Source organism: Nostoc sp. DedQUE02, assembly GCF_034531035.1.
Taxonomy (GTDB): Bacteria; Cyanobacteriota; Cyanobacteriia; order Cyanobacteriales; family Nostocaceae; genus Nostoc.
The window spans coordinates 275946-290865 of sequence record NZ_JAVRBY020000005.1 but is presented as its reverse complement, the minus strand read 5'-3'; the positions used below and the strand labels follow the sequence as shown (position 1 = coordinate 290865).

Here is a 14920-nt window from a genome sequence, read left to right as displayed (position 1 = left end):
TTAACTCGGAATTGGGTTTGGGGAAAAGGTTAAAGGGTAAAGGTTAAAGGTTTTTTCTTTCCCCTTTCCCCCGCCCCGTATCCCCTTCTTGGGGCCCCCCCTTCCCCTTTTCCCCAAAACCCAACAAGTATTGCCCCCAACCCCCTCTCCTACGAGGCTACGGTGGTGTACACAAGTCTCTTGATCTGCACCTTTGTTGCATCGCCCTGCACGTTTGTTGTATCGACTCGCACCTTTGATGCATCGCCCTGCACATTTGTTGTATTGACTCGCACCTTTGTTGCATCGCCCTGCACGTTTGTTGTATCGACTCGCACCTTTGTTGCATCGCCTTGCACGTTTGTTGTATCGACTCGCACCTTTGTTGCATCGACCTACAAAAATTAACCCACCCTACGTTCCGCAGCAACTTTAAAAGACTTGTGTACACCACCGTAGCCTACGAGTAGAGGGGAGTTTAGCTCCCCCTTCCCTACAAGGGAAGGGTTGGGGGGTTAGGTCTTTGATTACAGCACCTTCCTAGCTAAGGTGGTGAATAACAATTCATCATCCAAATAGCTGACACTGTGGGATCGCTCCATTTGCGATCCGCCAGGTTGCCAGTGAAATAACCCTTTTGTATAAGTTTGAGTCAGACTCTTAGGCGGCTCTTGTAACTCATCCCGGTGAAATCGGTGTACTCCATAAAGTTCATCTACACCAAACACCCAAGTTTTATCTGCTTTTTCCAGCACCACCATGCGCGAATACACCACTGAACTGAGCGTTTGTACTGCTGTCTCGGCAGTTTCCAGATTCAAAAGATCGCTCAAAGAAATACACAATAGTAATTCGCCTCGAATACTTACCAATCCCCGCAAGATTTGATTGCTGCGATGCGGTATGGTATGAACTACACTTGCAGGAGAAATTTCTTTGAAGATTTGGGCAGAAAGCGCCAGCCATTCCCGTTGCAGACGAAAAATCACAACTGTGATTTGAGTGGTGGTTAAAGTATGGGATATCTGGGAATTTTCATCAGTTCTAGATTTAGCCAGTAACTCAGTCCACTGATGGCGATAATCTTCAGATATGGAGCGCTCTAACAAATAGCGTCCAGCAGTGGAGTAAACGGGGCAATTGCGGCAATGGGTGTAGGTGGCTAATTGCGGACAGGAGCGATCGCCCTCAATGCCGATAAAATTCCAACAACGTTCAATATTTAATGGCGTAGTGGGGTTCATAAGGGCTGCTCAAGAGAATTGGTGCAGGGGTATAACGTTTTCTGCTTCCACCTGAAAGCGGGCAATCTCTTGACGCAATCCCTGCGCCACTTGGTTAAGTTGGGTTATGGCATGATTAATTTCCCGCAAAGAATCCGTACTTTGCACGGAGGTACTGCTCAATTGCACCATCGTTTCACTAATTTGTTGCGCTCCCACAGATTGGGTTTCCATACCCTGGTTGACAAACTCAAATCGCGGATTCAGGTCTTGCACTTGCTGGATAATTTGCCCAACCTGTGTACTAATACTGGCAACATCTTCTATATTTCGCCCAACTTCTGCGGCAAACTTGTCCATTTCCATCACACCTGTAGAGACTGACGATTGCATCTGCTTCACCATCTGCTCAATATCGAGGGTAGCAACGGCGGTTTGATCTGCTAATCGACGAATTTCTCTAGCCACAACAGCAAAGCCCAAGCCATACTCTCCAGCTTTTTCGGCTTCGATCGCCGCATTTAACGACAGCAGATTTGTTTGGTCTGCCACCTTGGTAATTGTGACGACGATAGTATTAATGCTATTTGCCTTTTCGCTAATTACTCCCAATCGAGCTGCGATCGCATTAGTGGCTTCTGCTAACTGCCGCATAGTGGTTTCCATCCGCACTATATCTTTTTGGCTATCATTGGCTGCTGTCGTCGTGATTTGGGAAATAGTTGCAACTTGTTCCATTGCACTGACTAATTCTCTAGAGGTGGCGGAAATTTCTTTGGTGGCGGCAGCTACCTCATTCGTAGAAGCTACTTGCTCAATCAGCGTCCCTTCTAATTGTTTACCTGAAGCTGCTATTTGAGTCGCTGAGGAAGTAACCTGTATGCCTGAATGCTGTACCTGACGAATCAGAGTGTTCAGATTCTGAGTCATAGTTTGGAAAGCAGTTAAGAGTCTATTCATTTCATCTTTGCTGTTAGAGTCAGCCGCAATTTTAGTTGTTAAGTTTCCCAGAGAAATTTGCTCTGCAACTCTAATCACACTAAAAATTTGAGAAGTAATTTGTCGAGCTATTACAAGCCCAAGAATAATCGCAGTTACCGGGCCAATGGCAATTCCTACAGAAATCCAGAAAATACTGCGAGCCACATTCTCTTCGACTTCTTTTTGTGTATCTGATATAAAATCTTCATTGAAGTTTAAAAGTCTTTTTGCTTGATCTATACTTTTTCTAAAAAATGCTTCTTCCTTTCTTTTTGTCTCAAAATCTATTTGATTGCGTAATTGAAATCCTTTTTGAATATTAGCTGGGACAGCTTTTTGCTGTCCTTGAGTAATTAACTCAAGTTGTTTTTTCCAAGGATTTTTAATTCCATTTTGATTTATTTTTTGCTCAATTTCTAAGAATTTTTCATGGACTTTTTTCCAAGCTCCCAAGTTTTCTTTAAGTAAGTTATACTCTTTTAACTCTTCTTCTGTAGATGGAGTTGCGTCGTACTGTGCAATACCTTCGTTAATCTGTTTCCAAGCGTTTTCGATTTCCGCGATCGCACTCTCTCTTTCACTAACAGTAATTTCCGGATTAAATAATAATCGTTCTGCCGATTGAATTTGTGTCTGGCCTTCCTTAATCTTCCATACCCCAGACAAGCTGGGGATGTTATTCAAGGTTAGTGAATTAATTGACTGATTTAACTCGTTGGTAACGAACCATGCCAGCAAGGCCATTACGAATACAATCAGTCCTATGAATAAAAATGAACCGATCAACCGTGTTTGCAAGGTGATGTTCTTGAACATTGGATATCTATTGTTCGTCTGTTGCTGTAAAATTCATTCGTTTCTTAGAATTCCCAAATCACAAACAAGATGAACAGTTTGTATTTTTATTTTTAAACAAATTATTAAGTAGATAGCTTAGTTCAGAGATTAGATTTTACTGATGATGTAAAAGTCTTGAGATATTTCCTCAATTGTTGATTAGATTGATTGCTGAGGAGTTAAAGTAGAATATTCTGTTTTCACCTGAAAGCGGGCAATTTCTTGACGTAATCCTTGAGCAACTTGATTGAGTTGAGCTATGGCACTATTAATTTCTCGCAGAGAATCCGCCGTTTGCACTGAAGTACTACTCAACTGCACCATCGCGTCACTAATTTGTTGCGCTCCCACCGACTGGATTTCCATACCTTGGTTCACAGACTCAAAGTGAGGGGCCATGTCTTGCACTTGTTGGATAATTTGCCCAACTTGAGAACTAATGCTGGCAACATCTTCTACACTCCGTCCAACTTCAGCAGCAAATTTGTCCATCTCCATCACACCTGTAGAGACTGACGATTGCATTTGTTTTACCATCTGTTCAATGTCGAGAGTCGCAACAGCAGTTTGATCTGCCAGTCGGCGAATTTCTCTTGCAACAACCGCAAAACCCAAACCATATTCTCCAGCTTTTTCGGCTTCAATAGCCGCATTTAACGACAGTAGATTTGTCTGATCTGCCACTTTCGTAATTGTGACAACAATGTTGTTAATGTTATTCGCCTTTTCGCTAATTACTCCCAGTCGAGCAGCAATGGCATTGGTGGCTTCTGCCAATTGCCGCATAGTGGCTTCCATGCGAACTAAATCTTTTTGGCTATTGCTAGCAGCCGTCGTCGTGATTTGTGAGGTAGTCGCAACTTGTTCCATAGTATTTACCAGTTCTCTGGAAGTTGCAGCAATTTCCTTAGCAGTAGCAGTTACCTGATTCGTCGAGGCTACTTGTTCAGAAATTGTCGCTTCTAATTGTTTACCAGAAGCAGCAATTTGAGTAGCTGAAGTAGTTACCTGAATACCTGAATTTTGCACCTGACGGACAAGGGTATTGAGGTTAGCAATCATGTTTTTCAATGCAGCCATTAACTTGCCAATTTCATCATCTGAGGTAACTTCAACCTGGGTTGTCAAATCACCGGCAGAAACCTGCTCTGCTAGACTAAATGCTGACTGCAAAGAGCGACTCAAGGAAAGACTGAGAATGCGGACAATAACCAGTGAAACAATGAATGCAACAATCATAATACAGAAGAAAGTAGCGAAATTAACGGAATTTGCAAATGTCTGAAATTGACTTGCTTGCTTTTGCCTCTCTTCTAAAAGTTGCTCTTCTGTTTGCAGCATCTCACTAAGCTTTTGTCTGATTGCATCCATAATACTTTTACCTTTATCTGAAAGAATCAGAGCTAGTACTTCTTGCTCTTTACCAGCTTTTTTGAGAGCGATCGTTGTTTCTAACTCGCTCATCTTTTCTTGGGATAACTCCTCAAATTTATCTAAACTCTGGACTTGCTTTTGATTATCTGAAATCTTTTGTCTTAAATATTTAAATTTATCTTTCAGGTTATTTCTAGCAATTTCATAAGGCTCTAAATATTGTTGTTTGTTTGTAATAATAAATCCTCTTTGTCCAGTTTCAGCATCAACTAAAATTTTTTCAATTTCTTTTAAATCCAATTTAACTGAATAGGTATGCGTTACTAAAGTAGCAGAATTAGCTAGAGAATCGTTTGCTGATTTAGCCACAAAACTAGCAATACCTGTTAAGATAACAATGATTCCAAATCCACCAATGACAAATTGATTAATTCTAATTCCTTGTTGCATATATTTTTGATGTTTGACTTTTCCAAATAGGTGTATTAGGTAAAATGCAAAAGTCAGCTTTTTAAATTGGATAGCTATTTCCACCACGCTATACTAAACCACATCTATTTTGAAAACCATATTTTTAAAGTAGTGGGAGTATCTTGCTTCCTGCTGATATTAGCGCGCAAGATGTCCGTACTACTCCAAGTTTCCAAATGGATGAGGTTTTAATGTACGTTTCTGGATGGATAGGAATTGCTTGAGGTTTACCCAATTCGCCAATTAGATTTTTTGCAAAAGTAAATTTTGTCAGAGGCTGATGAAGGTTATATAGAAAAACAGTTCAGAATGAGCAACAAAACACTTGTAGAGACGGCGATTTATCGCGTCTCGAAAACCCAAAATTGTTGCCAGTAACCTTTAACTGAGCCGTATTGGGTTATATGGGTAGGCTCATACAGATATAAGCCTTTATGACTGATTCATTTGTTGTAAATATTTTTGAACATGATGTCAAAAGTCTTTTGAAACACTTGCAATTCTTAGAGTTCCCAGATCGTAAACGAGATTAACAATTTGCATATTCAATTTTGAAACAAATTATTAAGCGCTATCCTGATTTCACTTCTTCTTTAGTCGGTGAATTCGCTGCCAAAGGATATTTGCGCTACCAATATTTCCTTGATGTTCTCTGAGTAATGCCAAATGAATAAGTGCCTCTTCATGGGTAGGTTGCAGGTAGATTGCTTTTTGAAAAGATCGTTCCGCCTGCTCATTTTGTGCCATTGCTTGCTGTACCTGACCAAGTAGAAGATACGCTTCAATACTGACCTGATTTTGGTTCAGATAGTCGTTGCATAATTTAGCAGCTTCATTCAACTGACCTTGATTAGCTAAGTTTCTGGCTGTTTCTAACAAATTTTCTTTCAGGTCTTTTGGTAATATGGGGTTTTGAGGAGGAAGATTCAATCTCGCTTGTGCGGCAAACTTGGAATGGTTTTTGTTCTGTAGTTGTCGGTTGTTAAGAACATCGATATTTTTGCTTGTAAAGTCTTGTTTCTGAAGATTGGGATGATGATTTTTGCGAATATTCTCGCACGTTGGGGACTTTCGATGAGTAACCACTGAATCTTGACGAACTGAAACAAATTCAGTTTTCGATAGTAACCAAGCTTCAGCATGTCCAACAAATAGCAAACCTTGCGGGTTTACTAACCTTTTTAGAACTCTAATAGTATGTACTTTGGTAGCACTATCAAAGTAAATCAGCAGGTTACGGCAAAAGATAATATCATAGGGCGGCGTACCTAATAAAAAATCGGTATCTACTAAGTTACCGTGCAGAAAATTCACCATACTTTTCACCTGTTCGCACAGGCGGTATCCTGCCTCAGTTGGCTGAAAATAGCGCTCTTGAAACGATTGGCTATTGCCGCGAAACGAGTATTGATGGTAGATTGCTCGTTGGGCTTTTAGTAGGCACTTGTTGCTAATATCAACAGCATCGATGTGAATGTTTGTTGAATTTAATCCTGCTTCCAAAAGAGCGATTGCAATGGAATATGGTTCTTCACCGGTTGCACAGGGTATACTCAAAACCCGCAGTACGCTTTGGGAATTTTTTGGCAACCATTCAGATAATACGTAATGCTTCAGAAATACAAAAGACTCTGGTTCTCGAAAAAACCAAGTTTCTGGAACAATTACACTGTCAATCAGTGCTTCCCATTCCTGGGTAGATCCCTGTAACTTCCCCAGATAGTGAGCAATATCCGTGATGCCGCAATCTGCCATGCGTTGATAAATTGCACTAGCGATCGCATCAGCACCAATAGAATTTGCATCTAAACCAATCTTGCTTTTTAGTAAAGCTTGAATAACAGATTGTGCCATTTATAGAGTCTTCAGACCAATCTAAAATCTAGTATTGTGATGACTTTCTGGCAAGAGATTGACTTGCTGTGCTTCTGACAACAAGTACTCAATGCGAAGACACTGAATCATCCCTCGGTCATCTACAATCATTTTGCCCAAATATGGCGCTGTATCTATCTGAATATTGGGATCGACAAATTCAGACTCAGACTGATGTAATGTTTCTACAACTTGTTCTGTCATCAAACCCAAAATATAGGGAGCCTGAAGTTCTGTATTATTACTTCCCCAATAATTGACTAGAACAATTCTAGTACTCAGGTACTCACTGGAAAGTTTACCACGCATTAACTGACATAAATCGATTACTGGTACAATGCGTCCACGATAGTTAAAAACACCAGCGATATGCTCAGGCTGGTGGGGCAAACTTTTGAGTACAACAAGTGGTATTACTTCTACAACCTGTCGGCTTTCTATGGCATATCGCTCATTCCCAATGTTGAGAAGTAGCATTAACACTAATTTACATCTCCATTGCTAGCTTTGATGTTCCTTGTAGGCTATGCAAGATGCCTATCCTACGGTGATGAGAAATTTATTGCAGGCATATTCTAAAAACTATATGCTACTTTGTCAGAGTTTTAGTGTTTGCCAGATGACTTCTGAAAAGCCCACAGATAACAGTAACGTGATAAGAGAACACGACCTAGTTTCTTCTTCTAGTCCAGTAATACAGGGATTAGAGGGCATTAGATATCGTTTGCGCGGTGCTTCTACAAAAGAAAAAGTGGATGCTCTTTTAGAAGCATTTCAATATGGGCACAAAGGAATTGATTTAGTAATCCAGGCATTGGGCGATGGCGTCAGAGAAGTGCGGGAATCAGCTTTGCTGTTATTGTCCTACAGCAGCGAAGCTACTGCTGAACAAGCCCTATGGAATTATCTGCCCTTTACAAAAATGCAATGCCTGCATAGCTTGACGGAATTTAATCTAGATTGCTACAAACCTGAACAACATCATCCATATTATTTTGCGATTGCAGACTACAATAACACCCTTATTTGCTACTGGGATCTGTCTTATAAGCAATCTTTCGTTAATATTTGGCATTTGAAAACAGGTCAAAGTAAGAAAGATTTTGATCTGGCGATGGCTCACGAATTTGGTTTAGGCAAAAGCGGAAAAGTATGTATCATTAGCTTTCAGCACTTTTTTTGGCCATTAGATACAGAAACACAAGAGCCAATTGGCACTTATCCCGATTACCTTATGAATACTGTTCAAACCGCTCCCCATTGCTTGGCTGTCTGCTCAACTAAGCAGCCATTGCTTGCCACTGGCTATACTGTGGGGAAAACAGGAGAGCTAGAGATTTGGGATTATGAAACCTATACTCGTCGCTTCCATCATCAATTTCAGGATTGGGCTTTAGTACCTCTTGAGAATTTACCTTTGGGTAACTATATATCACCCCTTCTCTTCACTCCTGATGGAAAACTATTGGTTGCATATTTCAAGCAGAGATTGCAGAATAAGCTACACCTCTGGAATACCGAAACAGGAGAACTTATTCAAACATTGGATAATCTACCTGCTATGACAGTGAATGGACTTGCAAATCGCTTTGATGGGCAAATTTTGGCTTGCGGAATCCGGGAAAAAAAGGTGTGTGTGTGGGAATTGATCGGCGATCGCATTCTCTATACATCTTCGGGTGTTGCTCCTTGCCTTATGAGTTCAGATGGTAGAGTTTTAATCTACTGTACAGACAACTACGAAATAGTTGTTTGGGATTTGGCAATGAACAGAAAACTATGTACATTGCAGGGGCATACAGCGCCAATTGGTTATGTTGCCATGAGTAGCGATCGTAACTTCATTGCTAGTTATAGCATTGATAGAACAATTAAAATTTGGGGAGTGCCAGAGTCCCTTAAATACTTGTAGCGACCTGTAAATAACGTCCGAAGTAAGAACACATTATTTACTGGCTTAAACCACCGATACCAGCAGGTACAAATACATGAAAAGGTAAAATAGCACGTCTAATTTTCGAAGTGAATGGTGCAATAATAGTATGGGGGATAACAGCATTTGCCCGATCAATTTGCACTACTATCACAGGTCTAATCCCTGCTTTTTCTGTACCAATAACAGGATTTAGATCGCACAAAACTACATCCTTTCTTGAGATATCTACCACTGGATTTCTCCACGTGCCAAGCGTTCTTCATAATTTTTTAAATTAGATAAATATTCTGAAAAATCTGATTCTACTATTTCTAACGATTCGCTAAACTGAAGCCATAATTCCCAGTTCTTACCGCTATGCTTCATTAATAGGAAGTCGATAAAATCACTCACTTCCTGAACTAAAGCTTCTGGCATTTGCCGGATTTTACCAATGGTTTGGTCTTGTATGCTCATGATAAATCTTCTCAAATGGATTTCTCTTTATCCACAAAAGTAAAAAACCTGGCGATTGGAAATAGCCAGGTCTAATTAAACTAAAACTCAGCACTTTGCGGTGTACGCGGGAACGGAATCACATCGCGGATATTTCCCATACCTGTTATAAATTGCACGAGTCGTTCAAAACCCAACCCAAAACCAGCATGGGGAACAGTACCATAACGACGCAAATCAAGATACCACCACAAGTCTTCTGGCTTTAAACCCTGCGCTAACACACGGCGTTCTAATACTTCTAAACGTTCTTCCCGTTGAGAACCGCCGACAATCTCGCCAATTTTGGGTGCGAGAATATCCATTGCGCGAACGGTTTTTTCATCGTCGTTCAAGCGCATATAAAAAGCTTTGATTTGCGCTGGGTAATCTGTGACAATTACTGGCTTTTTAAACTGTTGTTCAGCTAAATAGCGTTCGTGTTCTGATTGTAAATCTAAACCCCAACTCACAGGATATTCAAATTTAACATCAGCTTTTTCTAAAAGTTTGATGGCTTCTGTATAAGTTAAGCGTTCAAACTGATTATTAATAATATTCTCGGCTGTTGCCAACACAGATTTATCAATGCGTTCATTGAAAAACTCCATGTCTTCTGGGCAAGTTTCCAACACATATTTAAAAATGTGTTTGAGAAATGCCTCAGCTAAATCCATATCGCCTTCTAAGTCACAAAAAGCCATTTCCGGCTCAACCATCCAAAATTCTGCTAAGTGACGCGAGGTGTTGGAGTTTTCTGCACGGAAGGTAGGGCCAAATGTGTAAACATTGCTAAAGGCCATCGCCATCACTTCCGCTTCCAACTGGCCGCTAACTGTTAGATATGTGGGTTTAGCAAAAAAGTCTTGGCTGTAATCTACTGCTTGGTTTTCTGTGCGGGGAATATTCTTTAAATCTAAACTGGTAACGCTAAACAATTCACCCGCACCTTCGCAATCACTAGCAGTAATAATGGGTGTGTGTACCCACAAAAAGCCTCTTTCTTGGAAAAATTGGTGAATTGCTGTCGAACAAGCATTTCTGACGCGAAAAACTGCACCAAAAGAATTAGTACGCGATCGCAAATGTCCAATGGTTCGCAGAAACTCAAAGGAATGGCGTTTCTTTTGCAGGGGATATGTATCGGGATCAGCTTCGCCGTAAACTTTCACTGACTCGGCTTTCAACTCAATCCGTTGTCCTTTACCCAGAGAAGCCACTAGTACCCCTGTCGTTTCGACAGCAACACCCGTATTCAATTTTTTCAAAATAGCTTCGTAATCTGGCAAATCCTGATTAATGACGACTTGCAAATTAGCTAGTGATGAGCCGTCATTGACTTCAATAAAAGCAAACCCTTTGGACTCGCGCTTCGTCCGCACCCAGCCTTGCACTTGGAGGGACTCATCAGGTTGGCCACTTCGCAATATTTCTGCAATCCGTCGATTTACCATATTTACCCAGCATAAGACTTTAATATCCAGCCTATGATAACGCCCATTCCACCAAAGCGGACGACTTGCCAGAAAGGTTTTTTGAGGCTACGCCAAGAAAATAACTGGCTTTCTAAGTTTAGTTCTAGCCGTTCCAACTGCTGTTGAATGTGCCGTAACTCTGCTTTGATTTCTGGTGTCTGAGATTTATTGTGCTTTAGTTGATCCCGGCGCTGTTGCCATTGTGCCTGTTGTTGGCGATCGCGTTGCACTTGATCGTAACGTTCTCTTAAGGATAGGAGCGATCGCTCTACTTCCTCTAGTTCCTGTTCAAAATCTGGTTCGGGATTTTCTGCTGACGGCTGTGATTGTTTTGGCGGCTTCATTTACAAGTAGTAAACTAAAATTAAAGAGCAGTCTGCCAATAGTCAAAATTAAAACTATGAGTTTTTGACTCAGCACGGGCTAAACCTTAGCTTTCCGCTAACAGCACTCAGCACTCAGCACTCAGCACTCATAATTATGTCCCAATCTACCCAGCTGCCGAAAACCAGTCAACTGAATGAACTTAGTACTCTAGAACTAGCTCAAGCCCTCATGGAAAGACTGAGCATTTCCCCTAACGATTGGCATCGCCTCAAGTCTAACCGCAATTCCCGCGCTAATGAACAAGTGGCAGCAGCTATTGTGTATCTTTTAAAGAATCAGCCACAAGAAGCTCAAGCTAGATTAGAACAGGCAATTGGTTGGTTAGATCGCTCTATTTCTGCCCCTCCCTGTCCGACTCACGGAAAAAGTTAGAAGTTAAGAGTTAGGAGTTATGAATTATTATTCAACTTCTAACTTTTAACTCCTAACTCCTAATCCTAACTACCCTACCGCCGCAGAGATAATCCTCGGCGATTTTCCATTTGTTTACAAAGCCTCAATTCTGTGCCTTTGCGGTTCCACTCTACCTGATCAAAAATTTGATGTAGAAGACATAAACCACGACCATTTTCTGACTCATCTGGTGGAAGATAGTCTGTTGGTTCTTCATTACGAGTAGACGAAGGAGTAAAGCCACTACCTTGGTCTGATATTATCCACCAATATTGATTATCGATTACGGAAAAACGAACTACAACTGTTTTACTCGGATCGAGATTATTACCATGTTTAGCTGCGTTGACTAGGGCTTCTTGAAGTCCTAGCCGCAGTTCTGCTTGTAATCTTGCTGGAATTTCTGCCAACAATAAGTCTAATATGGGACAAAGGTAGAGGGTTGAGGCAAAACTAATAGTGCCCCAATAACGTCCAACTGGACGGAGTGAAATAGTAATCACAAGAGAAACCCCATAGCTTTCAGTTAGCTAGACATCAGTTTGCTATTACAGTCACCCTGATAAAACTTGAGGTGGTCATGCTGCCTTCAAACTTGCGTCTTTAAAACTAAATTTTGAAAATGCTAGGGAGCATTGGCTCTATAACTATGAATTGCGATTGTTTAGATATATCGGCTGGAAGTAATTTGATAATGAGGTCAGCAAATTAAGAATATGCTGTTAATTTTAGAGAGTATTGGCATACTCTAGTTAGTTGCCGATTTATCATTTACACAATCTTCTTCATATTTTTAAGAACCCATGCAACTTGAATTTATTTAAACAAAATGAATTTTTATTTTTGGCTTAATTCAATTTTAGCATCTTTAGTATGCACTAGACTAAAAATTTCAAATTTCAGTTTTTTTGAAGGAATTACTAACCTTGTCAACAATGTGATAACACAAGAAAGGCGGCAGCTTCAACATGAGCAGTTTGAGGAAAAAAATCGGCAGGTTGTACCCGTGTGATGGTATATTGCCCATCTTGACAAAGCAATTTCAGGTCGCGGGCGAGGGTAGCTACTTTACAGCTGACGTAAACGATCCTATATGGTTTCAATTGCCGTAAAGTATCTATGACTGCGCGATCGCACCCCTTACGTGGCGGATCGAGTATTACTACTTCTGGTATTGTGCCCATTTTTGGAAGCAATTTCTCTACTGCCCCGACAAGGAAAGTCACATTATCAATTCCGTTGCGGTGGGCATTCAAAATTGCTTGTTCTACTGCTGCTGATTGCACTTCTAATCCTGTAGCAATACGTACTTTTTTGGCAAGAGGCAAAGTTAAAGTCCCAATACCACAGTAGGCATCAACTAGGAACTCATGCCCTTGAAGATTGAGTTCTGATTGAATTACCTCTAATAGTGCCTCTGCTGTTTCGGTATACACTTGGAAAAATGTATCTGGGCGTACTTGAAATTCCAGTCCGGCAAAATTTTCACGCAGGTGGGGTACTCCAGCGATGCAACGGGTTTCTGATCCAAAGATAGCATTTGTGCGATCGCTATTGCGATTGAGCGACACTCCCACTAACTGCGGATAGCGCTTTAACCATTCCTGCGCTTGGGTTTCAATTCCTGATAAATTCCAGTCCTTTACCACCAAAGTCAGCAACATTTCCCCTGTATGTCGCCCAATGCGTAAACCGAGATGGCGAATTTTTCCTTGGTGGCGGTGTTCATCGTAAATTTGCCAACCTTGCTGTTGAATATCCTGCTTAACTTCGGCAAGTAAGGGATTTAATCGCGCATCTTGGACTGGACATTGATTTAAATTAATTAATTGGTGACTACCTTTTTGATAGTAACCAGCTTGTACTTGTCCTGTTGCCGATATCCCTAGAGGATATGTAGATTTATTACGGTAGCCCAAAGCAGAAGGGGCAGCAAGTACCCGATCTACTGGTGGCTGGATAAAACCGCCAATGCGCTCCATTGCTTGGATAACTTGATTTTGCTTGGCTACTAGCTGGTAATCATAATTAATATGCTGCCATTGGCAACCACCGCACTTATCCGCCACAATACAGCTAGGTCGGATACGGTGGGGGGATGGCTCTAATAGCTTTTGGAGCTTACCGTGGGCGTATTTTGGTTTAACGTGTACTAAACGGACAATAGCGCGATCGCCTGGGACGGTATCTGGGACAAACACTACACGCTCTTCAGCACGTCCCACACCATCGCCTGTATCACTCAGATTAGCGATCGTCACCTCAATTAATTCACCCTGTTGCCAAATTATTTTAGTCATTGATCATTAGTCATTAGTCATTGGTCATTGGGCAAGGGGCATGGGGCATTGAGCATGGGGAAAGAGAAAAGGGTAAGGGTAAAAGGGGAAAGATTAAATTTATTCCTTTTCCCTTTAACCTTTAACCTTTTCCCCTGCCTCCTGTCTCCTCTGCCCCCCTGCTCCCTCATCTCCCCAAACAGATAAATTCAATACATAAGTAACTCCGATCCCTTCACTTGTGTACCTCCAACTCGCTAAACTAACAGATAATATTTCAGGTGATTTCAATAATCATGACTGTAATTAGCCAAGTTATTCTCAAAGCCGACGACGAACTGCGTTATCCCAGCAGTGGCGAACTTAAAAATATCAAAGACTTTTTCGAAACCGGCATACAACGGACGCGGATTGCGGCTACCTTAGCCGAAAACGAAAAGAAGATAGTTCAAGAAGCAACCAAACAACTTTGGCAGAAGCGTCCTGACTTTATCTCCCCTGGAGGTAATGCTTACGGGGAACGCCAACGCTCTCTATGTATCCGTGATTTTGGCTGGTACTTACGCCTAATTACCTATGGTGTACTTGCCGGTGACAAAGAGCCAATTGAAAAAATAGGTTTGATTGGTGTGCGGGAAATGTACAATTCATTGGGCGTTCCCGTGCCTGGAATGGTAGAAGCGATAAATTCCCTCAAAACAGCCTCCCTTAGCTTACTGAGTGCGGAAGACGCTGCCGAAGCAGCACCTTACTTTGATTACATCATTCAAGCGATGTCTTAATACAAAGTGTGTGCTGATTCTAGGAATATACTTCCGGTCTACTAGAGTGAGTGCGAGATATTAGCACTCGAAAGGCATAAAATCCCCAATTTGATCATACCTTCCCCACATTTGGTAGTGGCTATGGCAAAATCTCTGTCAAGTTACTAACCAGTTGTGGGGAAATTTTATGAGTATGGGCATTGCTCAAAGGATAAGGACAAATAGATACAAAAAACCGACAGTCCTTGATTAAGGCTGTCGGTAATTAAGTGTGTTCCCTATTAATGACTCGGCTAGAGTTCAGTTGTCATTAATTATGCCTAGTTAGTGAGTGCCGTGAGACGATCTTAATCATCTACTATGTGTGATTCTCGTCACTTGATTGTTACATCTAAACTGCATATACCCGAATAATCTCTGAGTGACACCAGATTTATGTAAATCAAGGGGCTAGAAATTTCACTGAGATTAA

The 14920-nt window shown here is 41.2% G+C and carries 14 protein-coding genes; 3 read left to right on the top strand and 11 right to left on the bottom strand.

All coding sequences use genetic code 11. The features are described 5' to 3' along the window. Positions 1-506 precede the first annotated feature (506 nt). The 5 genes from RMX98_RS07925 to RMX98_RS07905 all read right to left on the bottom strand — a co-directional run bounded on the left by RMX98_RS07925 (position 507) and on the right by RMX98_RS07905 (position 7217). Positions 507-1223 carry a chemotaxis protein CheW gene (locus RMX98_RS07925; protein ID WP_322677407.1) on the bottom strand — a complete coding sequence of 239 codons (717 nt, stop codon included), beginning with the start codon at positions 1221-1223 and terminating at the stop codon, positions 507-509. A gap of 9 nt (positions 1224-1232) precedes the next feature. Then, positions 1233-2999: a methyl-accepting chemotaxis protein gene (locus RMX98_RS07920; RefSeq protein WP_322677406.1), complete on the bottom strand. Its 1767-nt coding sequence runs from the start codon at positions 2997-2999 to the stop codon at positions 1233-1235. Between the two features lie 180 nt (positions 3000-3179). After that, positions 3180-4844, bottom strand: a complete 1665-nt coding sequence (locus RMX98_RS07915) for a methyl-accepting chemotaxis protein (RefSeq protein WP_322677405.1) — start codon at positions 4842-4844, stop codon at positions 3180-3182. 603 nt (positions 4845-5447) lie between these two features. Beyond that, the gene (locus RMX98_RS07910; RefSeq protein WP_322677404.1) at positions 5448-6719 is read right to left on the bottom strand and encodes a CheR family methyltransferase; all 1272 of its coding nucleotides are present in this window, start codon (positions 6717-6719) and stop codon (positions 5448-5450) included. 21 nt (positions 6720-6740) lie between these two features. Next, complete coding sequence (locus tag RMX98_RS07905) at positions 6741-7217, bottom strand: chemotaxis protein CheW (RefSeq protein WP_322677403.1); 477 nt, start codon at positions 7215-7217, stop codon at positions 6741-6743. Between the two features lie 142 nt (positions 7218-7359). Here RMX98_RS07905 and RMX98_RS07900 point away from each other — a divergent pair, with 142 nt between their 5' ends. Next, a complete protein-coding gene (locus RMX98_RS07900; RefSeq protein ID WP_322677402.1) occupies positions 7360-8652 on the top strand; it encodes a hypothetical protein in 1293 nt (430 codons plus the stop codon). Positions 8653-8689: 37 nt separating this feature from the next. Here the strand turns inward: RMX98_RS07900 and RMX98_RS07895 are convergent, their stop codons facing one another. From RMX98_RS07895 to RMX98_RS07880, 4 genes are all read right to left on the bottom strand, one after another. After that, a complete protein-coding gene (locus RMX98_RS07895; protein ID WP_322677401.1) occupies positions 8690-8908 on the bottom strand; it encodes a type II toxin-antitoxin system PemK/MazF family toxin in 219 nt (72 codons plus the stop codon). Then, complete coding sequence (locus tag RMX98_RS07890) at positions 8902-9132, bottom strand: DUF2281 domain-containing protein (protein ID WP_322677400.1); 231 nt, start codon at positions 9130-9132, stop codon at positions 8902-8904. Before RMX98_RS07890 ends, RMX98_RS07895 begins: the two co-directional genes overlap by 7 nt. Positions 9133-9212: 80 nt before the next feature. Continuing rightward, on the bottom strand, positions 9213-10604 hold the full coding sequence (asnS, locus tag RMX98_RS07885; protein WP_322677399.1) for an asparagine--tRNA ligase: 1392 nt from the start codon (positions 10602-10604) through the stop codon (positions 9213-9215). A gap of 2 nt (positions 10605-10606) precedes the next feature. After that, positions 10607-10969, bottom strand: a complete 363-nt coding sequence (locus tag RMX98_RS07880; protein WP_322677398.1) for a hypothetical protein — start codon at positions 10967-10969, stop codon at positions 10607-10609. Between the two features lie 136 nt (positions 10970-11105). On the opposite strand from RMX98_RS07880, the gene RMX98_RS07875 reads away from it, so the two are divergent. Next, positions 11106-11384, top strand: a complete 279-nt coding sequence (locus tag RMX98_RS07875; protein ID WP_094328229.1) for a DUF6439 family protein — start codon at positions 11106-11108, stop codon at positions 11382-11384. A gap of 74 nt (positions 11385-11458) precedes the next feature. On the opposite strand, the gene RMX98_RS07870 is transcribed toward RMX98_RS07875, so the two are convergent. Both RMX98_RS07870 and rlmD read right to left on the bottom strand, forming a co-directional pair. Beyond that, entirely contained in the window at positions 11459-11908 is a 450-nt protein-coding gene (locus RMX98_RS07870) for an anti-sigma regulatory factor (RefSeq protein ID WP_322677397.1), read from the bottom strand. A 426-nt stretch (positions 11909-12334) separates the two neighbouring features. Then, positions 12335-13705: a 23S rRNA (uracil(1939)-C(5))-methyltransferase RlmD gene (rlmD, locus tag RMX98_RS07865; RefSeq protein ID WP_322677396.1), complete on the bottom strand. Its 1371-nt coding sequence runs from the start codon at positions 13703-13705 to the stop codon at positions 12335-12337. Between the two features lie 275 nt (positions 13706-13980). On the opposite strand from rlmD, the gene RMX98_RS07860 reads away from it, so the two are divergent. Further along, on the top strand, positions 13981-14466 hold the full coding sequence (locus tag RMX98_RS07860; protein ID WP_322677395.1) for an allophycocyanin subunit alpha-B: 486 nt from the start codon (positions 13981-13983) through the stop codon (positions 14464-14466). Positions 14467-14920: the final 454 nt, after the last annotated feature.